Here is a 22847-nt window from a genome sequence, read left to right as displayed (position 1 = left end):
ATAAAATTATGGATTTCAATACATCTTTATTCAACGATTTGCAATCACGTAAAGAATGCCTTCAAAACGAAATGCAAAAAAGTGGAGTAGATGCCTGTATCCTGACAACAGGGGTTAATGTATTTTACGTAGCCGGATCTATCTACAATGGATATTTCTATTTGCCTGCTGAGGGAGAAGCATTCCATTTTCTAAAAAGAACTACTGAGGCGGTTTTAGAAAATGCAATATTTATTCGTAAACCAGAACAAATTGTAGAAGAATTAGAAAAACGAGGGCTTCCTTTACCTAAGAAAGTGCTGTTAGAAGTAGATACACTCTCCTTTACAGAATGCAGTAGGCTTATCTCTTCTCTTCAAGTAACAGAAACAGTAAATGCTTCGGTATTACTACGTCAACTACGTTCCGTAAAATCGGAGTTCGAAATATCCCAAGTAAGAGAATGTGCGAGAAAGCATGTTGAAGTTTATAAACAAATACCTCACCTGTATAAAAAAGGGATGACCGACCTCGAATTACAATTCGAAATCGAACATCTTATGCGTAAACATGGTTCCTTAGGTATATTCAGGAGTTACGGTGCTAATATGGATATATATATGGGGAGTTTATTGGTTGGTGAAAATGCGGAAAGTCCATCTCCATTTGATTTTGCTTTAGGAGGCAAGGGTGGAAACCCCATACTTCCCCTTGGTGCTTGTGGCGAAGCCATAAAGCAAGGTGATGCAATAATGGTGGATATGGCAGGTAACTATGGTGCCTGGATGACAGATATGACTCGGGTTTTCTCAGTGGGAAAACTTTCGGACTTAGCTTATAAAGCACACGAAGTTTCGAGAGAGATACATGAAATTATCAAACAGAATACTAAACAAGGAACAGCTTGTGCCGACCTCTATAATACCGCAATGGATCTGGTGAAAAAGAACGATCTCGAAGCTTATTTTATGGGGACAAAGCTACAAGCTAAGTTTGTAGGACATGGGGTTGGTCTTGAAATAAATGAACCTCCTGTACTTACACCCCGTTCGAAAGAAGTCTTTATAAGTAATACTGTTTTTGCACTCGAACCCAAATTTGTAATTCCAAATGTAGGGGCGGTAGGTGTAGAGAATACTTATTTGGTACATGATGATAGTATTGAGAATCTTACAGTTTTAGAGGAAAGTATAATCGATCTGGAAAAATAAAAGTCTCTGTTAATTAAGTAAATGAAAGTATTTAATGATGTGCTTTCCGATTATAACAGTCTATTGCTGTTGCATACCAAATAATAAATAGGTCTGAGATCTTAAGATATGGGAAAAACGATAAATATTAAGGGCGAATTACTGGATCTATCTACTCCTGTTGTGATGGGGATACTTAATATTACTCCCGATTCTTTTTATGAAGGAAGCCGTAAGCAAAATGTAGCTGACATATTAAAGAGGGTAGAGGAGATATTGCTTCAAGGAGGAACAATGGTTGATATAGGTGCACAATCTACGCGCCCTGCATCTCAATTTCTTACCTCAGAAGAAGAGATAGACCGTCTATCACCGGCTTTGTCTGCTATCAATAAAGAGTTTCCCGAAGTTATTTTATCAGTGGATACTTTTCATGCTGATGTTGCCAAAATCTGTGTGAAAGATTATAATGTGGCAATTGTTAATGATATTTCAGGCGGTGAACTCGATTCCGAAATGTTTCAAACCGTTGCTGATCTTCAAGTACCCTATATTTTGATGCATATGCGGGGAACTCCTCAAACAATGCAACAATTAAATAAATACAACGATTTAGTTCCTGATATTGCTTATTATTTCTCAGAAAAGGTGGCTCATCTGCATCGGTTAGGGGTGAATGATATTATACTTGATCCCGGTTTTGGATTCTCAAAAGACGTCTCTCAAAATTACGAATTGATGCGTCATTTGAATTTCTTTGAAAATTTTGAATTACCTTTGCTTGTAGGCATATCTCGGAAATCGATGATAACCAAGTTTCTTGAAGTCACACCTTCTCAGGCTCTTAACGGTACATCGGTGCTGAATACATATGCTTTGATGAATGGGGCTGATATTTTACGGGTACATGACGTAAAGGAAGCTTGCGAGGCTATTAAGATAGTTGAACAATTGAAAGCTTAGGTTTCAATCCTGTTTGTTATATTGGTAAGAGCGATACCGAAGATTGTTGTAATTATCAAAACATGACACTAAATATTTAACGTTACTTAGTATTGGAAAATTTCGGAATAAAAGACATTATAGATATTCTGCTGGTTGCATTCGTTATGTATCAGCTATATAATCTTGTCAAAAAATCGGGAACTACCACTATCTTTAAGGGTATCATTGCATTTATAATACTTTGGATTCTTATTGCCCATGTATTGCAGATGAGACTTATGGGAGCTATTCTCAATAAGTTTGTAAGCATCGGGATGTTCGTTATTATTATTCTCTTTCAAGACGAAATTCGGCGTTTCCTTATGACTTTAGGTGCTAATAGTGTATTCAGGTCATTAGTGAAACTCTTCGGAGGAAAAAGTAAAGAGACAGGAAGCAATGCTTTTGTCACTCCAATTGTTTTGGCATGTATGAATATGTCGAAATCTTATACGGGGGCTCTTATCGTTATAGAACAAGAAATGTCGTTGGGGCTTTACGAGCAAACCGGCGAATATATTAATGCTGATATAAGCACACGTTTAATAGAAAATATATTTTTCAAGAATAGTCCACTTCACGATGGAGCTATGATTATTTCCAAAGGAAAAATAAAGGCTGCAGGCTGTATACTCCCCGTATCACAGAATCCTAATTTACCTAAACAATTCGGATTGAGACATAGAGCGGGATTGGGTATCAGTCAGGAAACCGACGCGCAGGTAATAACCGTTTCGGAAGAAAGAGGCAAAATCTCATTCATGAGCAGAGGACACATATATCCTAATATAACCCCTGAAAAATTGCAGGAGTTATTAAATCAGCCTGTTAATGCTGCTGATAAATCGGAGCGAACACATAAATAAAAGAATGCAAACAGAAGTTCGATTTTAATGGCATATTTAAAATAAGAACCTGCATCATAGTCACATTTAACTGAACGGTAAAAAAGGTTTTAAACCTTAAATTAGGATTTTTTGGGAAACCGAAAGTAATAATTTCTCTAACTTTACATCGAAAATATAATTAAAAGGAATTTATAATGAAAAAATATATAATACTGGCAATTTCTGCTGTCTGTGTATGTTCGTTAGGGGTTATTCTTCTGTCAACTTCCGAATCGACACTGGAAGAACGTAAGAATCCTAAAGTTTTGGCAATGACAATATCCGTAGAAATTCCTGATGAAGTGAGTTTTGCCGGAGAGAAATTGAAATTAGACCGCTATGATCTTCATGAACGTTTCGATCGCGAAATAAATAGCTTCGCATATTTGCATTCCACTACACTTCTTCTTATAAAAAGAGCAAACCGTATATTCCCTATTATAGATCCTATCTTGAAAGAAAACGGTATACCCGAAGATTTTAAGTATCTGGCTGTAATAGAGAGTTCGCTCGATCCTAGAGCTGTATCATCTGCTAAAGCATCGGGATTATGGCAATTAATGCCTGCTACCGGAACCCAATTTGGTCTTGAAGTGACCAGTGAGGTGGACGAACGATATTCCATTGAAAAATCGACATTAGCTGCATGCAAATATCTGAATAGTGCTTATCGAAAATATGGAAACTGGTCGAGTGTTGCCATGTCGTACAATGCAGGTATGGGGCGTATCAGTGGAGAATTGGACAAACAGCAAGCAGAGGATAGTCTAGACTTGTGGTTAGTGGAAGAGACTTCCCGTTACTATTTCAGAATGTTGGCAATCAAATGTATTTTCGAAAATCCATATAAATATGGTTATGTAATATCTGCTGAGCACCTTTACAAACCAATCAAATTTAAATCGGTTGATGTTTCGGAAAGTATACCCGATCTGGCTTCTTTTGCAAAAGACAACGGGATAACTTATGCACAGCTAAAAGATTTCAATTCTTGGCTACGAGACCGGAAATTGACTATCACGGCTAAAAAGCCAAGCACATATACCATTCTTATACCCGATAGCGAATCGCTTTACTACAAAAGGGGCGAAAAAGTAAAAGTGTATGATAAAAAATGGATTACAGAATAATTTTTTAAGAAAGTATTGAAGTAAAAAAAGAATTTGATTTGTAGTCGCAGATCTATGCGTTTTTCCATATTAGGCAAACACATAGGCTTGTCCCTACAGCCAAAGCAATAAAAAGGTCCGGGACCTTAGGATAAAATAATGGATCAGAAAGTTGAAGAAACTGAATTAATATCTGTATACGGTGCACGTGTACATAATCTAAAAAATATTGATGTTGATATTCCCCGTAATTCGCTAGTCGTTATTACAGGACTGAGTGGCAGCGGAAAATCATCCCTGGCCTTCGATACAATATTCGCAGAAGGGCAACGACGTTATATAGAAACATTTTCGGCATATGCCCGTAACTTCCTTGGGGGAATGGAGCGTCCTGATGTAGATAAGATAACGGGATTAAGTCCGGTTATCTCGATTGAGCAAAAAACGACAAATCGTAATCCACGTTCTACAGTGGGAACTACGACCGAAATATATGACTTTTTACGACTTTTGTATGCAAGAGCAGGAGATGCATATTCGTACCTGACGGGCGAAAAGATGGTAAAGTATACTGAAGATCAGATACTCGAGCTTATCTTGACCCGTTATTTGGGTAAGAAAATATACATCTTAGCTCCTGTTGTAAGAAATCGTAAAGGGCATTACAAAGAACTTTTCGAACAAATCAGAAAAAAGGGTTATTTGAATGTACGTATTGATGGCGAAATCCGTGAGATTCTACCGGGAATGCGTGTTGATCGTTACAAGAATCACAGTATTGAAATTCTTGTAGATAAGATGGCTGTCTCTAATAAATTTGCTGATCAATTAAAGAACAGTGTTAGAGTTGCGATGAAGCAAGGTGAGGGTCTAATCATGATTCAGGATGTTGAATCGGGTGAAGTACGTCATTATAGCAGCCAGTTGATGTGTCCCAGTTCGGGTTTATCTTATGGAGAACCTGCTCCGCATAATTTTTCGTTCAATTCGCCTTTTGGTGCATGTCCTAAATGTAAAGGTCTGGGTGTTGTCAACCAGATCGATATGGATAAGATTGTGCCGAAACCCGATCAAAGTATACATGCCGGAGGTATAGCACCTTTGGGTAAGTATAAAAATTCTTTGTTTTTCTGGCAGATCGAAGCTATTTGTGAGAAATATGGGGTAACTATAAAAACGCCCATCAAAAATATTCCGGCTGAGGCTTTAGACGAAATAATGTTTGGAACAGATGAGAAGCTTGAAATAAAAAACGAGACTCTGGGAGGTTCTACTTATAGCGTTACTTTCGAAGGTGTTGCAAAATACATAAATATGCAACAAGAAAGTGAAGCTTCTGCAACGGCTCAGAAATGGGCAAACCAATTTATTAAGACCACAACTTGTCTTGATTGTAAAGGACAACGCCTCAATATAGAAGCTCTGCATTACAAGATCAACGAGAAAAATATTGCAGAATTGTCGGTTATGGATATCCAAGAACTTTATGACTGGATACAAACCATGGATGAGCATATTTCGGAGAAGCAACGGTTTATTGCAGAAGAGATAAAAAAAGAAATTCTCTCCCGATTGACTTTTTTATTGGATGTCGGATTGAGTTATTTGTCTCTGAATAGAGCATCTGCTTCCTTATCGGGAGGTGAAAGCCAGCGTATACGGTTAGCTACTCAAATCGGATCTCAACTTGTAAATGTGCTTTATATTCTTGATGAGCCTAGTATTGGTCTTCATCAAAGAGATAATGTGAGGTTGATTAAATCATTGAAGAAATTACGTGATTCGGGTAACTCAGTAGTTGTGGTAGAGCATGATAAAGATATGATGCTCGAAGCGGATTACATTATTGATATGGGACCTTTTGCCGGTCGAAGAGGTGGTGAAGTGGTTTTTGCCGGAACTCCTGCAGAAATGCTGAAAGCTGATACGATGACTTCAGATTATCTGAATGAACGTAAAATGATAGAAATACCCAAGAAAAGGAAAAAAGGAAACGGGCATTCTATTGAATTAAAAGGAGCAACAGGTAATAATCTTAAATCTGTAGATATAAAAATACCTTTGGGAACACTCACTTGTGTTACGGGAGTATCGGGTAGTGGTAAATCGAGTTTGCTTAACGGAACTTTGTTGCCAATACTTAGTCAACACTTTTTCAGGTCATTGGCAGACCCTCTTCCCTATAAGTCTTTTAAAGGGATGGAGTTTGTGGATAAGGTAATCAGTGTAGATCAATCGCCTATCGGACGGACACCTCGTTCTAACCCTGCAACTTATACAGGAATATTCTCAGATATCAGGAACTTATTTGTGAGTCTTCCCGAAGCCAAAATCAGAGGATATAAGCCCGGTCGATTTTCTTTTAATATAAAAGGAGGACGTTGCGAAACGTGTGGGGGAAATGGATACAAGACAATTGAAATGAACTTTTTGCCGGATGTGTTTGTTCCATGTGAGGATTGTCACGGTAAGCGTTATAATAGAGAAACTCTAGAAGTTAGATTTAAAGGAAAATCTATAGCAGATGTTTTGAATATGACGATAAATGCGGCGGTTGAGTTCTTTGAAAATACGCCAAGTATCTTGCATAAAATAAAAGTCCTGCAAGATGTAGGTTTGGGTTATATTAAGTTGGGACAACCATCGACTACTCTTTCGGGAGGGGAATCGCAACGGGTTAAACTGGCTACGGAATTGGCTCGAACCGATACAGGTAATACTATTTATATTCTGGATGAACCAACTACGGGGCTCCATTTTGAGGATATAAGAGTTTTGCTGACTGTATTAAATCAACTTGTCGACAGGGGGAATACCGTAATTGTAATTGAGCATAATTTAGATATAATTAAATGTGCTGATTACATTATTGATATGGGACCCGAGGGTGGTTCCGGTGGTGGAATGTTAATAATGCAAGGTACACCTGAGGAATTAGTGAGAAAAAACATAGGAATTACATCGAAATTTCTTAAATTAGAGTTAAAAATATAAAAAAAAGAGATTTTCGTGAGATAAATAACAAAAAACAGATTAAATTTGCTCTTGAATTAGAGAGCATCAATAAAACAATAGATTATGGCAAAAATAAGTTTTAAAGGTGGTGAGGTTAATACTATAGGTAATTTACCAGGTAAAGGAACTCAAGCTCCTAATTTTACATTAGTAAATGGTCAGTTAGCAGAAGTGTCTCTTTCTGATTATAAAGGAAAAACAGTTGTTTTGAATATTTTTCCGAGTTTAGACACTAGTGTATGTGCTGCTTCTGTTAGAAAATTCAATCAGGAGGCTGCTAAATTAAACAACACAGTTGTTTTGGCAGTATCAGCAGACCTTCCTTTTGCTGCCGGAAGATTTTGTACAGCAGAAGGAATTGACAATGTAACTCCGGTGTCAGTTTTTAGAAGCCCGGAATTTGGAAAAGATTATGGCGTGTTGATGACAGATGGTCCACTTAAAGGCCTTTTAGCCCGTGCAGTGGTAGTTATCGACCCTAAAGGAAATATATCGTACATTGAGTTGGTTCCTGAGATTACGCAAGAGCCTAATTATCAGACCGCAATCAACTCTATTGTGTAGTTTTGTAAAGTTTGTGTTAAGAAGGAGAGTCTGCGAAGTGATTTCGCGGACTTTCTATTTTTATAACACTTACCTTCTTTTTAACCCACATATATAAAGAGCAAATCGCGCTTTTTCACTAACTTCGTTTTTGTATCAGAATCCATTATTTCTGGCATAATTCTTCTATCATTTAAGAATTTAATTTGTAAAATAATCTAGAACCTGTATTGGCATTATGAGAAAAGTTACCAAAGAAGCAGCCTTGCTTTATCACTCGAAGGGCAAACCCGGAAAAATAGAGGTGGTTCCAACCAAACCTTATAGTACTCAAACCGATTTGGCATTAGCCTATTCGCCGGGTGTAGCAGAACCTTGTCTCGAAATAGAAAAAGATCCGGATACGGCATACGATTATACTATCAAAGGTAATTTGGTGGCAGTTATATCAAACGGTACATCAGTACTGGGGCTCGGTGATATTGGTGCTTTGGCAGGAAAGCCTGTAATGGAAGGTAAAGGATTGCTTTTTAAAATATTTGCAGGCATAGATGTATTTGATATAGAAGTAGATGAAAAAGATCCTGAAAGATTCATCCAAACTGTAAAAGCTATTTCTCCAACTTTTGGAGGAATCAATCTCGAAGATATAAAAGCTCCTGAATGTTTTGAAATAGAACGTCGACTGAAAGAGGAGCTTGATATTCCTGTTATGCACGACGATCAACATGGTACAGCTATTATTTCGTCTGCTGCTTTATTGAATGCCTTGGAAATTGCAGGAAAGAAGATAGAGGAAGTAAAGCTTGTAGTGAGTGGTGCAGGAGCGTCTGCCGTAGCTTGTACTAAATTGTATATGAGCTTAGGAGTGCGTAAAGAGAATGTGGTAATGTGCGACAGTAAAGGTGTAATATCTTCAAGCAGAACAAATCTGGATGATCAGAAGAAGTTCTTTGCTACCGATAGGGATATTTCTACATTGACTGAAGCAATGAAAGACGCCGATGTTTTCTTAGGACTTTCTAAAGCCGGAGTGGTAACTCCCGATATGCTGAAATTGATGAATGACAATCCGATTGTATTTGCTTTGGCAAATCCTGATCCGGAGATTGCTTATGACGATGCAGTTGGAGCAAGAGAAGATGTTATATTCGCAACAGGACGATCTGATTATCCTAATCAGGTAAATAATGTACTGGGATTCCCTTATATATTTCGTGGTGCTTTGGATGTGAGAGCCAAAGGTATTAATGAGGAAATGAAGTTGGCTGCCGTAAAAGCTCTGGCTAATTTGGCAAAAGAATCGGTTCCCGATGTTGTAAATGCTGCTTACGGGCTTCAACGTACTATATTCGGACGAGATTATTTTATTCCCAAGCCATTAGACCCTCGTTTATTGACTGCTGTATCTATTGCGGTTGCTAAAGCTGCTATAGAATCGGGGGTTGCTCGTAAACCTATTGAAGATTGGTCTGCCTATGAAAATAAGTTGACCGAGATGATGGGATACAGTAATAAACTGATGAGACAATTGACCAGCTTAGCCAAAAAAAATCCAAAGAAAATAGTGTTCTGCGAAGGCAATCATATCAATATGATAAAGGCTGCTGTCCTTACTAAAAGCGAAGAGATCTGCTATCCTATTCTTATCGGTAATGCAGAGCGTATACAGCGAATAGCTAAAGAGAATAATTTGAATATTTCAGGTATTGAGATTATTAACCATAGAGCGATTACCGAAGATATCCGCCGTGATAAGTATGCACGTTTATTATCTGAAAAGAGACAAAGACAAGGTATTACTTATGTCGAAGCCTTCGAAAAGATGAATGACCGTAATTATTTCGGTATGATGATGGTTGAAACCGGAGAAGCTGATTCTTTGATTACGGGTGTGTATAGCCATTATCAGGAGTTTGCCCAAAAGGCGGTAGAAGTTATAGGTCTACGTCCTGATACCGATCATTTTGCAGCAATGCATATTCTGCAAACTAAAAAGGGTACGTTCTTTATTGCCGATACGCTGATAAACAGATGGCCTAATAAGGATGCTTTGGTTGATATTGCAAAATTGACTCATAATGCAGTGAAGTTTTTTAATGTCGATCCTATAATGGCAATGCTATCTTTTTCTAACTTTGGAGCAGATAAAGACGGAAGTCCTCATAGCATTGCTCAAGCGGTAGATTATTTGCATAAAAATAATCCGGAGATAGAAATTGATGGAGAAATGCAGGTTAATTTTGCATTGAACAAAGAATTAAGAGATACAACATTTCCTTTTAATACATTGAAGGGTAAGGATGTAAATACACTTATATTTCCTAATTTAAGCTCGGCAAATGTAGTAAGCAGATTGCTTGTCGATTTGGGTATATCGGGTGAAACAATAGGACCAATTCAAATGGGTTTGAATAAACCTGTACATTTTACGGATATAGAAAGCTCGGTGCGGGATATTATAAATCTGACAACGGTAGCTGTTATTGATGCAATTGTATATGAGAGTAAATCGTCAAATTAATTAATCAGAGCATAATCTGCCTAAAAAAATAAAAGGTCTATGACCTCAAAATAGATATTTATGAAAAAAATAGTATTACTATTATTCGTTTCGGTTGCTTTTGTTTCTTGTAACAGCAATTCACCGAAAGTCGCTGCCGAAAAATTCACTGAAAGCATGGCTAAGGGTGATACGGAGGAAGCTAAAAAATACATGACAGCGGGTACTGCCTCTCTTTTGGATATGGCAACTCAAATGTCGGGTGATGCTCTACCTAAATATCCGGACTTTAAGTTTGAGATGATTAAGGATTCAATTGTAGGAGATACAATAGCTTGGGTTACTTATATATCGCCTCAGGGTAATCAGGAAGAGCTCAACTTAGTGAGACGAGATGGTGAATGGAAAGTTACAATGGGTAAATAAGGCACAAACCTTTTTATTAGCTTGGTAAGTGTGATCACCGGTTATTATTTAAATATATAGAGTAAATAGTTGGATACACTTAAAGTGTTTTTGTTAAGCTTGTTACTATTATTATTCGGTTGTCATAAGAATGAGAAAATCAATAATAAAGGTTTAAACACTCAGGAGCTTCAAAATGGAGATATTGTATATCGTCATGGGAATGGATTCTTTTCTGATTATTTTAGAAAATCATCAAATAAAGAACAGTTGTATTCCCATGGCGGTATTATCGTTATAGACAGCAGCCAAGTATATGTAATACATTCTGAGGCAAGTGAATTTACGGGAATAGGAGGTGTCAGAAAAGAGGAACTAAATACTTTTCTGAAAGATATATCAACTTGGGGAATTTATAGATTAGATACAACACAAATAGTGAGAGATTCTATCGTTTATGTTGCTACTCAATATTTGACTAAGGAAACGCCTTTCGATCTCGATTTTGACAATAGCTCTGACGAAAAAGTATATTGTACCGAGTTAATTGCTATTTCGGTAAATAACGCCGTCCATCGGAATCTGATAAAACCAACGGGACTAATTCGTAATAAGCAATACTATGCTATTGACGATACTTACCTCATAAAAGAAATGAAACCGATAATCCGAAAATATTAAGTAGTGTTAAATATTTAATGCGATATTTTATCGACATAACAGCCTCTATTTGTTAAGCCCAGCCAAAGCAATAAAAAGGTCTGCGACCTTAAACGGCAGGTAGACTCATTCCTGTAATTTTTCTATATAAATCTAACGCATAAATATCGGTCATCCCCGATATATAATCTAAGATAGCCAATACACGAGTATATAATGAGGGGTCTTGTACCTCATACTGCTCGGGAACCCTTCTTAATAAAAGTTGAGAATAAGCTTTGTCCGGATCGCGTATTGCATCCATCAATGTATCCAATAGTAATCCGATGATGCGATGTCCTGCGAGTTCTATATCCAGAACATCTTTAGCCCTATAGATGTATTTGACACTGTATTCAGTACATGTTTTATATGCTTCTCTTGAAAGGTTAGGGATATGTTTGATTAAAGCTCCACTGAACGTTCCGTTAAGAATTTCTTCTTCGTGGTCTATGAATACCTGAGCGCATTCATTTACAAGCAAACCTATTACATTAGATCGTAAATAAGCCAATTGTTCATTAACGTCGTTTACGAGCAGCATTGTTCTTCTCATTTTTTCTTGCCTTTCGGGAGGAAAGAAATTCATAAAAAGTTCTATTGTTCTTTCAGTTGTCAGAATATGTAGTTTATGAGCATCCTCAATGTCCATAATCTTGTAACATATATCATCGGCAGCCTCTACAAGGTAAACAAGCGGGTAACGAGCCAATCTAAGGGGTTGTTCCTGCAATTTAGGTATTCCCAGTTCGTCGGCTATTTTTGTTACGTCAGCCTCCTCTGCTTGAAAGAACCCGAATTTACCTTTACCATGTGCCAGTTCTGATGAAAAGGGATATTTAATGATAGAAGCCAGCATGGAATAAGTCATAGCAAAGCCTCCTTTTCTACGTCCTGTAAACTGATGAGTTAACAAGCGGATAGAGTTTGCATTTCCATCGAAATTAATAAAGTCTTCCCATCGTCCGTCTCCTTTTACTATATCATGATAAAGAGGTTGTCCTTTACCTTCCGAAAAATAAGTGGCAATGGCTTTTTCTCCCGAATGCCCGAAAGGTGGATTACCCAAATCGTGAGCCAGGCAGGCAGCGGCAACAATCGATCCTATTTCCTCAAAAGCAGCAGGAGAATCAGGGTATTTGGTACGTAGCGACTTGGATACCATCAAACTGATAGATCGCCCGACGGAAGATACTTCTAGGCTGTGTGTTAGTCTATTATGTACAAATACACTGCCCGGAAGTGGAAATACCTGAGTTTTATTTTGAAGCCTTCTGAAAGGCGATGAAAAGATGAGGCGGTCGTAATCTCTTTGGAAATCGGAGCGATCATGTTGTCTTTCGTCATGAAACTCTTCCATTCCAAAACGTTTAGACGATAATAGTTTTTGCCATTCCATAATTAAATCAGTTAACAGACAACAGTGAGCAGTCAACAATTATCAAGAAATAAAACTAATAATTGTTGACTGCTCACTGTTAACTGCAATTATCTGTCTTGAATCAATCTGTCAGCCATAGTTTTACCTAAAGCTATACAAGCATCATAAGTTTCGAGACTCATCGATTGTTTCATTTCTACGGGGGTACCTATTATTTCAAAGTTAGTACTTTCCGCAAATTGTGCTATGCGTTTAATGGCTGCACCTGCCCATGTATATGAACCGAAATAACTGAAATATCTGTTTTTCATATCTCTTTCTTCTATTTTTGCGAGAAGAGTGGCTACCTCGGGAAACAATTTATTGTTATAAGTAGGAGATCCTATTATAAGACCTTTATACTTAAATATATCACGAATAATATATGAGTGAGAGCGTTTAGATGTATTATGAAGTATAATTTCTTTAATACCTTGTTGAGCCAATTCCAGTGCTATTGTCTCAGCCATTTGCTCGGTATTTCCGTACATACTTCCGTAGGCTATAACTACACCTTCATCGCCTTCGTATTTACTTAGTTTGTCATAGATCGAAATCACTTTACTTATTTGCTCGGGAATAGTCCAGATAGGGCCATGAGTAGAGCAAATATAATTGATTTCGAGGTGACCTAGTTTTTGCAATGCTTTTTGAACCGGAGAACCGAACTTACCTACCACATTTGAGTAATAGCGTACCATCTCATCATAGTAACGTTCCGGGTGTAATTGTTTGTCGGTGATTCCACCGTCAAGTGTACCGAAGGTACCGAATGCATCTCCTGAGAAGATCATTTTCTCGGTTGTTTCATAAGTCATCATAGTTTCGGGCCAGTGTACCATTGGTGTCAGATAAAACACTAAGTTGTGTTTACCTAAGCTCAACTGTTCGCCGTCTTCTATTACTAATACACCATCAGTAATGCCATAAAATCCGCTTACCATATCGGCAGTTCTTTTGTTGCCGACAATTTGAATATTGGGATATTTGGTTTTAAGTAATCTTAGTGAACCTGAGTGATCGGGTTCCATGTGATTGATTACTAAATAATTTAGTTCTTTTCCGTCTAGTGCTGTTTCTAATTTCTGTAAAAAAATGTCTGAATAACAGATATCTACAGTGTCGAATAGTGCCGTCTTTTGGTCTACAATTAAATAAGAATTATACGATACTCCTTTAGGGAGAGGCCATAAATTTTCGAATAAAGCCTTCGTCCTGTCATTAACACCAATATAGTATAAGTCTTCCTTTATTTGAATGGGTTTTAACATAATAAGTAAAAGTAAGTATTTAATGATATATTTTTCAGATTATAACTTTCTATAGCTGTATTACTTACCAAAGCAATAAAAAGATATGAGACCTTATTTTTTATCGATAGTTTGTTCTTTGTTTCTAAGGGCATTATATACTAACCAAAATCCCCATAAAATGAAGGGTATACTGAGTAATTGTCCCATATTAATACCTACGCTTGCTCTCATTTGTACTTCAAAAGGCTCTTGTACGTTTTTCATATATTCGATAAAGAATCGGGATAAGAAAATTCCGATTAACGAAATACCTAATATAAGACCTTGTTTTTCTTTAGCCCTTGTTTTGTAAAACATATACATGGTCAGAATAAATATCGCAAAATAGATGAGGGCTTCATATATCTGTGTCGGGTGACAAGGTAATTCTCCTGCTCCGCCATCTACAATAGGCAAGTGCCAACTCTTATCTCTTACGAAATTGAATCCCCAAGGCATTGTTGTTGGGCCTCCGTATATTTCGGAATTCATAAGATTTCCTACGCGAATAAAAGCAGCTCCTATGGCGACCCCTACAATAAGGCGATCGAGTGCCCATATAATACTTTTTTTACTGACGTTGCGGCAGAAAAGCCATATACCGATAGTCATCCCGATAGCTCCACCATGACTGGCAAGGCCTCCTTCCCATATTTTGAGAATTTCGATCGGATGAGATAGATAATATCCCGGATCATAGAATAGACAATGTCCAAGTCGGGCACCTATTATAAGACCAATTAATACATACACAAAAAGAGAGTCGAACCATTTTTCGGGGAGCTTCTCCGATTCGTACATTTTTTGTACCACATAAGATGTACAAAGTACTCCTATTGCCCAACATAATCCGTACCAGCGGATTTCCCGTCCAAAAATATTAACTAGTTCAGGACTAACATCCCATGTGATAAAAGCAAGCATACTATAAATGTTATTAGAACAGACTTCTTTATTAAATATACTGATGATATTATGTTATAAAGAGGGCATATTACTATTAAAGACGCAAATATACAGAAAATAAAATAGATTTATCTAGCTAATAAACCATAAAATATTTTGTGCGAATAGTTGGTTTTTAGTGGCTTTTGTAAACCTGACCCGAACCACCTCACCCCGACCTTCTCCTACTATGAGGGAGCTTTTTTCCCTTCGGTGAGACTAAGAGGGGCTGTTCGATTACTTATTTTTTAATAAATGCAACTTGGTTGCAGGCTGAAATGATTACCTTTGTAGTCTGATGTGGTAGAAGCAATTATGAATAAGAAGAAATTTATAATACAAATATGTCTGATGTTAGCCTGTATATTTTTACAGGTTCACATTATTCTACCTCATTTTCATCACGACGGGATTGTGTGTATTACAAAGGAAGGCAATACTGATTGTTTGAAATGTCATTCGTCGGTAGATCATAAACATGCTAAAGATCATTGCTCAGATACTCTTGATAAATGCGATCTGAAACAGATTGTTATGCGTCAATACGATTCGAATGATGATAATAGCCTTCATTCAATGGATCTGCTTTCCGTGTATTGTCTGATCTATCCATTAAGTAATCTTCATTTAGAGTTTCCATACTATTCTACTGATTGGAAACAAATACCTTATTTTGATAATTATACTTCACCTTTTACAGGCTCTATTAAGAGTCTGAGAGCCCCTCCCGTATCTTCTTTTGTAGGATAATTACCTAATTTATTATTAGTCAACATTGGTTTGACGTATCATTTATGCTTTAGCGTTTGAGCTAAGGAGTATTTTTTTTTATCAAAAGAAGAAAAATGAGAAAAAGTATATTGTTTATATTCAGTCTTTTAATTTTAGGCTGGGGATGCTCCGGACATGGTGATCACTCGCACGATGAGGTGAAAGCTGACGGGGGAGATCACTCTAATGAAATAGTTTTTACTGCGGAACAGGCTAAAGCCATAGGTTTGAAGACTGTTACAGTAGAATCGGGAATGTTTCATGAAATCATTAAAACCAGTGGGCAGATTCTATCGGCTCCGGGAGATGAAGTCGTTGTATCGGCTACGGCAAACGGTATTGTTAAGTTGAATAGAAATTCGTTAAGTGAAGGTCTTTCAATAAAAAGCGGAGAGACATTGTTGACTATCTCTTCTCAAAATCTTCCCGATGGAGACCCGGGCGTAAGAGCCAATGCGGCGTATGCAATAGCCGAGAAGGAGTTTCAACGTGCAGAATCTTTGATTGTTGATAAACTTATTTCGGAAAAAGAATACAATGAAGCTAAGCTAAATTACGAAAATGCAAAAGTATCCTATCAGTCTTACTCTAAAAACAGAGCTGGTGGAGGAGCAGTAATATCATCTTCTATAAATGGATTTATCAAAACCAAGTTGGTGAACGAAGGGGAATATGTTGAAGTGGGACAACCCTTATTCAGAATTACCCAAAACAGAAAGTTACAGCTTCGGGCAGATGTTTCGGAACGCTATTACCAATCGTTGGGTAATGTTACATCAGCTAATTTCAGAACGCCTTACGATAGCCATATTTATCAGTTGTCGGACTTAGAGGGACGATTGATCTCTTACGGAAAATCGGCAGGTGCCACCGAAGGTTTTTATATACCTGTGAATTTTGAATTTAATAATGTGGGAAACATTATCGCAGGTTCTTATGTGGAAGTGTTTCTTCTTGGCAAATCACGCCCCGATGTAATTTCAATTCCTGTATCCTCCTTAGTGGAATCGCAAGGCTTGTTTTTTGTGTATGTTCAGGTTAATGCTGATGATTACAGAAAGCAAGAGATTAAAACGGGAACAAGTGATGGTAGGAATATCGAAATTCTATCAGGATTGAAAACCGGAGATAAAGTGGTAACCAAGGGTGCTTACCATATAAAGCTGGCTGCTGCATCGGGGGCAATTCCTCACGGTCATAGTCACTAAGGTTTTGCAGAACGATAGCTGTTTTTGCAAAGTAACCAACAGGTCTGAGACCTTGTTTTCGAATACTTACATAAAGAAATTGATATGTTAAATAAAATAATACATTTCGCGTTAAATAACCGGATTGTGGTACTGGTGGCTGCTCTCCTCCTTTTGATAGGTGGGTTTTACACAGCCAAGAACATGGAAATAGATGTATTTCCCGATCTGAATGCTCCCACTGTAGTGGTAATGACCGAGGCTAACGGTATGGCAAGTGAAGAGGTAGAACGCCTTGTTACTTATCCTATTGAAGCCGGCATAAATGGTGCGACTGATGTTAGAAGAGTACGCTCGTCGTCTACAACAGGATTTTCTGTGGTATGGGCAGAGTTTGAGTGGGGAACCGATATCTACAAAGCCAGACAGGTGGTGACAGAAAAACTGGCTGCAATTGCAGGAGAACTCCCCGATAATATCGGTCAGCCTACGCTTGGTCCTCAATCTTCTATAATGGGAGAGGTAATGACTATCGGTGTTTCGTCCGATACTACTTCGCTGCTCGATTTGAGAACTCTTGCCGATTGGGTAATACGTCCTCGTTTGTTATCTACGGGAGGCGTTGCTCAGGTTACGGTAATCGGTGGAGATATAAAAGAATTTCAGATACTGCTTGACCCCGGACGTATGAAACATTACGGAGTAGGGTTAGATGAAGTACTGGCTGTGGTTCGGAATATGAACCGAAATGCCTCGGGAGGAATATTGTACGAGTATGGCAACGAATATATTGTCAGAGGCATTCTTCAAAGTGAGAATGTAGAGCAGTTAGGCAAAGCTGTTGTTAAGAAACAAGGCGACGGTGTTATTTTGATTGCTGATATTGCAGATATAAAAGTAGGAGGCAAACAGCCAAAACTAGGTGTTGCTTCCGAAAAAGGTAAGCCTGCCGTATTGATAACTATCACTAAACAGCCTAATACAAATACGATAGAATTGACTGAAAAGCTGGATGCTTCGATTGCCGACCTGCAAAAGAATCTACCCACAGATATTAAAATCTCGAGTGATATTTTCCGTCAGGAGCGTTTCATCAAAAATTCGATTGGGAATGTAGAAAAATCGCTTTACGAGGGATCTGTCTTTGTGGTAATTGTGCTCTTCCTGTTTTTGATGAATGCACGTACCACATTCATTTCATTACTGGCTATACCTTTATCTCTATTGGTATCTATACTTACTCTTAAGTTTATGGGGTTAACTATAAATACAATGAGCTTGGGGGGAATGGCTATTGCTATCGGTTCGTTGGTGGATGATGCTATTATTGATGTCGAAAATGTATTTAAACATCTTCGGGAAAACAGGGCGAAACCAAAAGACAAGCAGTTGCCCGTACTCGAAGTTGTTTTCGAAGCCTCTAAAGAGGTGCGTATGCCTATACTAAATTCTACTTTGATTATTGTAGCATGTTTTGTTCCACTGTTCTTTTTGAGTGGAATGGAAGGGCGTATGCTTATGCCGTTGGGTATTGCTTTTATTGTTGCTTTGTTTGCTTCTACGGTTGTAGCTTTAACTGTAACACCTGTTCTTTGCAGCTACTTGTTGGGTAAGACAAAAGGAGATAAAGAAGAAAAAGAGCCCCGTTTGGTTTTAACTCTGAAATATTGGTACGAGAAAAGTTTACACTGGGCTTTAGCTCATCAAAAGAAGGTATTGGGAATTACAGGGCTGTTATTGATATCGGCAATTGTGATCTTTTTCACTCTTGGGCGAAATTTCCTTCCTCCCTTTAATGAAGGCTCTTTTACGATCAGTATAAATACGTTGCCGGGAATTTCTCTGGATGAGTCTGATAAAATAGGACGGCAAGCCGAAGAGGCATTGTTAAGTATCAAAGAAATACAGACTGTGGGTCGTAAGACGGGTAGGGCGGAACTCGATGAACATTCCATAGGTGTAAATACATCGGAAATAGAAGCTCCGTTTCTTCTGGACGATCGTTCGAAAGATGAGTTGTTGGCAGAGGTTCGGGAAAAACTGAATGCTATACCCGGCATTACGGTTGAGGTAGGTCAACCTATTTCTCACCGTCTCGATCATATGCTTTCGGGAACCAAGGCAAATATTGCGATTAAGCTTTTTGGTGCCGATCTGAATCAACTTTATGAGACAGCCAATGAAATACGGGATGCTATCCGGAATATCGAAGGTATTGCCGATCTGAATGTTGAACAACAAGTGGAACGCCCGGAGTTAAAGATAACTCCACGAAGAGAGGTGTTAGCAAAATATGGTATCACATTACCTGAGTTTTCGGAGATTATTACGACTATGTTGTCGGGTGAGGTTGTATCTCAAGTGTATGAAAATGGTAAAACATTCGACTTGATAGTTAAAGTAGATGATCAGTATAAAGATCAGGCTGAAAAAATAAAGAATCTGATGATTGATGCCGAAGGAACAAAAATCCCCCTGGCATATGTGGCAGACGTAACTTCTTCTATGGGACCTAATACAATCAGTAAAGAGAATGTTGAACGTAAGATCGTAGTATCGGCTAATGTTGCCGATCGGGATTTGCGTAGTGTTGTCAATGAGATACAAGAAACAGTCGGTTCTACTATTCAACTGCCCGAAGGTTATCACGTAGAGTATGGAGGTCAGTTCGAAAGCGAACAGGCAGCATCGGAAACATTGATGATAACTTCCATTTTTGCTATTCTGGTTGTATTCTTATTATTATATAATCAGTTTAAGAATGTATCCCAATCTATTATTGTACTTCTCAATTTACCGTTGTCTCTTATCGGAGGTATATATGTAATTCTATTTACGACAGGCGAAATAAGTATTCCGGCTATTATCGGGTTTATTGCACTCTTTGGTATTGCTACTCGAAACGGAATATTATTAATGGCTCACTATAATGATTTACACAATAGAGGCGAATCGATAGAGAATAGTATTATTCACGGATCACTCGACAGGTTGAATCCTATTTTGATGACTGCCCTATGTTCGGGATTGGCTCTTATCCCTCTTGCTGTGCAAGGAGACTTGCCGGGTAATGAGATCCAGAGCCCTATGGCAAAAGTTATTTTAGGAGGTTTACTAACATCTACTTTGCTGAATATGTATATTATACCTATTGTATATAGAATGATGCAGCAACGCAGGTCAAATAAAAAATGAGTAGAGATATGAAACAGTTTATATATATTACAGTAGTAATCTTTTCATGTATATTGTTTAGGGTAAATGCCCAAGATAATTTTCAGGAAGTGTTGAGAAGTATAGAATCTAATAATACAACTCTAAAAGCTTTGCAAGAACAGACTAAAGCAGATAAGATAAGCAATAAAACGGCTCAGAATCTGGAGAATCCCGAAGTTGGAGTAGGTTATTTGTGGGGCAGTCCTGCGGGCGAAGGTACACGAAAGGATTTGAGCATAACCCAGTCTTTTGATTTTCCGACGGCTTATGGTTACAGGTCACAAGTTGTAAAAGCGCAGAATACGCAAGCCGATTTAGCTTATCGGCAACAAGCGAAAGGGATCCTCCAAGAAGCCAGAGCTTTTTGTGTTGAACTGGTATATCAAACAAAGGTATATGAGGAGTTGACCGAACGTGTAAAACTGGCAAGAGAATTGAGAGAAGCTTACCAAAGTCGATTCGATAAGGGAGATATCAATATTATCGAATACAACAAGACAAAGTTAAACTTGCTGAATGAAGAGAAAGCTTTACAAATTTGTGAAGTGGAAATTACTACTCTTCGGGCCGAATTGCAGCGAATGAACGGCGGTGAACCTTTATCGGATGTACTGGATAGATATTCTAATTATACGCTACCATTAAGTTTCGATCAGTGGTTCAGCATGGCTAAGGTAAATAATCCGGCTCTTGAATTGGCTGAAAAGGAAGTAGATCTGAGCCGTAAGCAAGAGAAACTGACGAAGGCTCTTAATCTTCCTAAAATATCGGCAGGATATATGAGTGAACGACTGTTGGGTACTACTCATCAGGGGATTACTTTGGGTGTGTCTATTCCGTTGTGGGAGGGAAAGAACACGGTGAAGCATCAAAAAGCCCGGACTATAGCTTTGCAGGTTCAGCATAAAGATTCGGAACTTCAGTTCTACAATAATCTAAAGAACCAATACAGCAGAGCCGGCACATTATCGGGTTTGCTTCGCGAGTATGAAGAGGTTTTAGATGTATCTAATAATCGGTCGTTATTGAAGAGGGCTTTTGATAAAGGACAATTATCTTTGATCGATTATTTACTGGAATTGTCGATCTATTATACTACAATAGATGAATATTTGTTGAGGGAACGGGATTATCAGTTAGCTTTGTCGGAACTTCAACAATGGGACAGTCAATTTTAAGGATATATAAAAGAATTATATAATGAGTACAGAATATGTTGCACGATTAGAGGAAAGAGGGGTAAAGCCAACGGCTGTAAGATTATTGATCTTTAAGGCGATGGTGGAGTGTCCTCAGGCATTTAGTTTGTCGGATCTTGAGATAAGTCTTGATACTGTTGACAAGTCGACCCTTTTCAGAACCATATCATTATTTCATGAGAAATTGTTGATTCATAGTATTGATGATGGTTCGGGTTCGGTTAAGTATTCTGTTTGCAGCTCCGATTGTAATTGTTCTATTCAGGATTTACACGTCCATTTCAACTGCCATAAATGTAAAAAGACCTTTTGCATGGAGAATATCTCTATACCAAAAGTTCAGTTGCCTCAGGGTTTTCTGTTGGAAAGTGTAAATTTTGTATTGAAAGGTTTATGTGATAAATGTTCTAAGATTAAAGAATAAATATTTAGGTCATTTAGGTAAGAGGGTGTGTCAAAAGATTCAGACTTTTGATGCACCTTCTTTTCTGTAATCTTTTAGACTGATTATTTCCTTCGTAAATCGTATTTGTATTAGTGAATATAGTGTATTTATTTATCTATAATAATACGAAAGGGGAAAAAGTGTTTTCCTGTAATCTCAAAAAGGTAACAGTCGAAAAGATGACGAAAAAAGTGTCACTTTTGTTACTTTTGTCACCTTTTTTTTTGATATGTTCTGATATATAGTGCTTTAGTGGGGCGACAAAAGTATACACCAATGGAGGTAACAGTGTTTACTTTGTAACTTGAATGAGAGCTTTGTAACTTATTGGTTCTGTTGGGGATTAGTATAATTAAGGAGTGTATTTCTAATTTTGGAGGGTTAAGGTGATATAGGTATTTTCTATAAAGGATAGTTTGTTTATAAATAAAAACTATATATCTTTACATCATCATAAACGAAATTTATCAACTTAATAATAAAAAATATGGAACCAATTATCAATTCTCAATTACCAGAGTTCAAAGTACAAGCTTATCACAATGGAGCTTTCAAAACAATTAGCAGCGACGATGTAAAAGGAAAATGGGCTGTTTTCTTTTTCTATCCAGCAGATTTCACATTTGTTTGTCCTACCGAATTGGTAGACGTTGCAGACAAATACGATCAATTGCAAGCAATGGGTGTTGAAGTATATTCTGTAAGTACAGATTCTCATTTCGTACACAAAGCATGGCATGATGCATCTGAGACTATCCGTAAAATCAAATACCCAATGTTAGCCGATCCAACAGGTTTGTTGAGCCGTGCTTTCGGTGTAATGATCGAATCAGAAGGAATGGCATACAGAGGAACTTTCTTGGTAAATCCGGAAGGACAAATCAAAATTGCAGAAATTCATGACAATGGTATCGGACGTAATGCTGACGAATTGCTACGTAAGATTGAAGCTGCTCAGTTTGTAGCTACTCACGATGGTGAAGTTTGTCCGGCTAAATGGAAAAAAGGCGATGAGACTCTAAAACCTAGTATTGACTTAGTTGGTAAGATCTAATTAA

General features: G+C 37.7%; 18 protein-coding genes. 15 read left to right on the top strand and 3 right to left on the bottom strand.

The genetic code is table 11. From position 1 onward, the window contains the following. Positions 1 to 8: 8 nt before the first annotated feature. From CLV62_RS10580 to CLV62_RS10540, 9 genes are all read left to right on the top strand, one after another. The gene (locus CLV62_RS10580; RefSeq protein ID WP_110310755.1) at positions 9 to 1190 is read left to right on the top strand and encodes a M24 family metallopeptidase; all 1182 of its coding nucleotides are present in this window, start codon (positions 9 to 11) and stop codon (positions 1188 to 1190) included. 108 nt (positions 1191 to 1298) lie between these two features. Beyond that, positions 1299 to 2132 carry a dihydropteroate synthase gene (folP, locus tag CLV62_RS10575; protein WP_110310754.1) on the top strand — a complete coding sequence of 278 codons (834 nt, stop codon included), beginning with the start codon at positions 1299 to 1301 and terminating at the stop codon, positions 2130 to 2132. 92 nt (positions 2133 to 2224) lie between these two features. Beyond that, positions 2225 to 3019: a diadenylate cyclase CdaA gene (gene cdaA, locus CLV62_RS10570; protein ID WP_221409238.1), complete on the top strand. Its 795-nt coding sequence runs from the start codon at positions 2225 to 2227 to the stop codon at positions 3017 to 3019. A gap of 176 nt (positions 3020 to 3195) precedes the next feature. Next, positions 3196 to 4170: a lytic transglycosylase domain-containing protein gene (locus tag CLV62_RS10565; protein ID WP_110310753.1), complete on the top strand. Its 975-nt coding sequence runs from the start codon at positions 3196 to 3198 to the stop codon at positions 4168 to 4170. Between the two features lie 138 nt (positions 4171 to 4308). Next, the gene (uvrA, locus tag CLV62_RS10560) at positions 4309 to 7143 is read left to right on the top strand and encodes an excinuclease ABC subunit UvrA (protein WP_110310752.1); all 2835 of its coding nucleotides are present in this window, start codon (positions 4309 to 4311) and stop codon (positions 7141 to 7143) included. Between the two features lie 84 nt (positions 7144 to 7227). Beyond that, a complete protein-coding gene (tpx, locus tag CLV62_RS10555) occupies positions 7228 to 7728 on the top strand; it encodes a thiol peroxidase (RefSeq protein ID WP_110310751.1) in 501 nt (166 codons plus the stop codon). A gap of 217 nt (positions 7729 to 7945) precedes the next feature. Further along, positions 7946 to 10231 carry an NADP-dependent malic enzyme gene (locus CLV62_RS10550; protein ID WP_110310750.1) on the top strand — a complete coding sequence of 762 codons (2286 nt, stop codon included), beginning with the start codon at positions 7946 to 7948 and terminating at the stop codon, positions 10229 to 10231. 60 nt (positions 10232 to 10291) lie between these two features. Beyond that, positions 10292 to 10636: a DUF4878 domain-containing protein gene (locus CLV62_RS10545; protein WP_110310749.1), complete on the top strand. Its 345-nt coding sequence runs from the start codon at positions 10292 to 10294 to the stop codon at positions 10634 to 10636. 69 nt (positions 10637 to 10705) lie between these two features. Next, a complete protein-coding gene (locus CLV62_RS10540; protein WP_110310748.1) occupies positions 10706 to 11296 on the top strand; it encodes a YiiX/YebB-like N1pC/P60 family cysteine hydrolase in 591 nt (196 codons plus the stop codon). A gap of 88 nt (positions 11297 to 11384) precedes the next feature. Here the strand turns inward: CLV62_RS10540 and dgt are convergent, their stop codons facing one another. The 3 genes from dgt to lgt form a co-directional block, all read right to left on the bottom strand. After that, a complete protein-coding gene (dgt, locus tag CLV62_RS10535) occupies positions 11385 to 12713 on the bottom strand; it encodes a dGTP triphosphohydrolase (RefSeq protein WP_110310747.1) in 1329 nt (442 codons plus the stop codon). An 89-nt stretch (positions 12714 to 12802) separates the two neighbouring features. Then, complete coding sequence (locus tag CLV62_RS10530) at positions 12803 to 14005, bottom strand: FprA family A-type flavoprotein (RefSeq protein ID WP_110310746.1); 1203 nt, start codon at positions 14003 to 14005, stop codon at positions 12803 to 12805. Positions 14006 to 14098: 93 nt separating this feature from the next. After that, positions 14099 to 14950, bottom strand: coding sequence for a prolipoprotein diacylglyceryl transferase (gene lgt / locus CLV62_RS10525; RefSeq protein WP_110310745.1), 852 nt, complete (start codon positions 14948 to 14950; stop codon positions 14099 to 14101). A gap of 336 nt (positions 14951 to 15286) precedes the next feature. On the opposite strand from lgt, the gene CLV62_RS10520 reads away from it, so the two are divergent. The 6 genes from CLV62_RS10520 (at position 15287) to ahpC (ending at position 22843) form a co-directional block, all read left to right on the top strand. Next, on the top strand, positions 15287 to 15721 hold the full coding sequence (locus tag CLV62_RS10520) for a DUF6769 family protein (protein ID WP_110310744.1): 435 nt from the start codon (positions 15287 to 15289) through the stop codon (positions 15719 to 15721). A gap of 95 nt (positions 15722 to 15816) precedes the next feature. Beyond that, on the top strand, positions 15817 to 16950 hold the full coding sequence (locus tag CLV62_RS10515) for an efflux RND transporter periplasmic adaptor subunit (protein WP_110310743.1): 1134 nt from the start codon (positions 15817 to 15819) through the stop codon (positions 16948 to 16950). A gap of 84 nt (positions 16951 to 17034) precedes the next feature. Continuing rightward, on the top strand, positions 17035 to 20124 hold the full coding sequence (locus CLV62_RS10510) for an efflux RND transporter permease subunit (RefSeq protein WP_110310742.1): 3090 nt from the start codon (positions 17035 to 17037) through the stop codon (positions 20122 to 20124). 8 nt (positions 20125 to 20132) lie between these two features. Continuing rightward, positions 20133 to 21323: a TolC family protein gene (locus CLV62_RS10505; protein ID WP_110310837.1), complete on the top strand. Its 1191-nt coding sequence runs from the start codon at positions 20133 to 20135 to the stop codon at positions 21321 to 21323. Between the two features lie 22 nt (positions 21324 to 21345). Next, positions 21346 to 21768 carry a Fur family transcriptional regulator gene (locus CLV62_RS10500; RefSeq protein ID WP_110310741.1) on the top strand — a complete coding sequence of 141 codons (423 nt, stop codon included), beginning with the start codon at positions 21346 to 21348 and terminating at the stop codon, positions 21766 to 21768. Between the two features lie 508 nt (positions 21769 to 22276). Continuing rightward, on the top strand, positions 22277 to 22843 hold the full coding sequence (gene ahpC / locus CLV62_RS10495; RefSeq protein WP_110310740.1) for an alkyl hydroperoxide reductase subunit C: 567 nt from the start codon (positions 22277 to 22279) through the stop codon (positions 22841 to 22843). The last annotated feature ends 4 nt before the right edge of the window (positions 22844 to 22847 follow it).

The sequence above is a fragment of the Indolivaga alginatilytica genome (assembly GCF_003201355.1).
Classification (GTDB): domain Bacteria; phylum Bacteroidota; class Bacteroidia; order Bacteroidales; family Dysgonomonadaceae; genus Dysgonomonas_A; species Dysgonomonas_A alginatilytica.
Note: the sequence above shows the minus strand (reverse complement) of the source record. Positions and strands in the feature narration are given on the sequence as shown.

Bases quoted from the DNA above. Each gene is read 5' to 3' on its own strand.
- dgt (WP_110310747.1), bottom strand. From the start codon at position 12,713: ATGGAATGGCAAAAACTATTATCGTCTAAACGTTTTGGAATGGAAGAG.
- uvrA (WP_110310752.1), top strand. From the start codon at position 4,309: ATGGATCAGAAAGTTGAAGAAACTGAATTAATATCTGTATACGGTGCA.
- CLV62_RS10580 (WP_110310755.1), top strand. From the start codon at position 9: ATGGATTTCAATACATCTTTATTCAACGATTTGCAATCACGTAAAGAA.
- CLV62_RS10510 (WP_110310742.1), top strand. From the start codon at position 17,035: ATGTTAAATAAAATAATACATTTCGCGTTAAATAACCGGATTGTGGTA.
- folP (WP_110310754.1), top strand. From the start codon at position 1,299: ATGGGAAAAACGATAAATATTAAGGGCGAATTACTGGATCTATCTACT.
- CLV62_RS10530 (WP_110310746.1), bottom strand. From the start codon at position 14,005: ATGTTAAAACCCATTCAAATAAAGGAAGACTTATACTATATTGGTGTT.
- CLV62_RS10505 (WP_110310837.1), top strand. From the start codon at position 20,133: ATGAAACAGTTTATATATATTACAGTAGTAATCTTTTCATGTATATTG.
- CLV62_RS10545 (WP_110310749.1), top strand. From the start codon at position 10,292: ATGAAAAAAATAGTATTACTATTATTCGTTTCGGTTGCTTTTGTTTCT.
- ahpC (WP_110310740.1), top strand. From the start codon at position 22,277: ATGGAACCAATTATCAATTCTCAATTACCAGAGTTCAAAGTACAAGCT.
- CLV62_RS10565 (WP_110310753.1), top strand. From the start codon at position 3,196: ATGAAAAAATATATAATACTGGCAATTTCTGCTGTCTGTGTATGTTCG.
- lgt (WP_110310745.1), bottom strand. From the start codon at position 14,950: ATGCTTGCTTTTATCACATGGGATGTTAGTCCTGAACTAGTTAATATT.
- CLV62_RS10550 (WP_110310750.1), top strand. From the start codon at position 7,946: ATGAGAAAAGTTACCAAAGAAGCAGCCTTGCTTTATCACTCGAAGGGC.
- CLV62_RS10515 (WP_110310743.1), top strand. From the start codon at position 15,817: ATGAGAAAAAGTATATTGTTTATATTCAGTCTTTTAATTTTAGGCTGG.
- CLV62_RS10520 (WP_110310744.1), top strand. From the start codon at position 15,287: ATGAATAAGAAGAAATTTATAATACAAATATGTCTGATGTTAGCCTGT.
- tpx (WP_110310751.1), top strand. From the start codon at position 7,228: ATGGCAAAAATAAGTTTTAAAGGTGGTGAGGTTAATACTATAGGTAAT.
- CLV62_RS10500 (WP_110310741.1), top strand. From the start codon at position 21,346: ATGAGTACAGAATATGTTGCACGATTAGAGGAAAGAGGGGTAAAGCCA.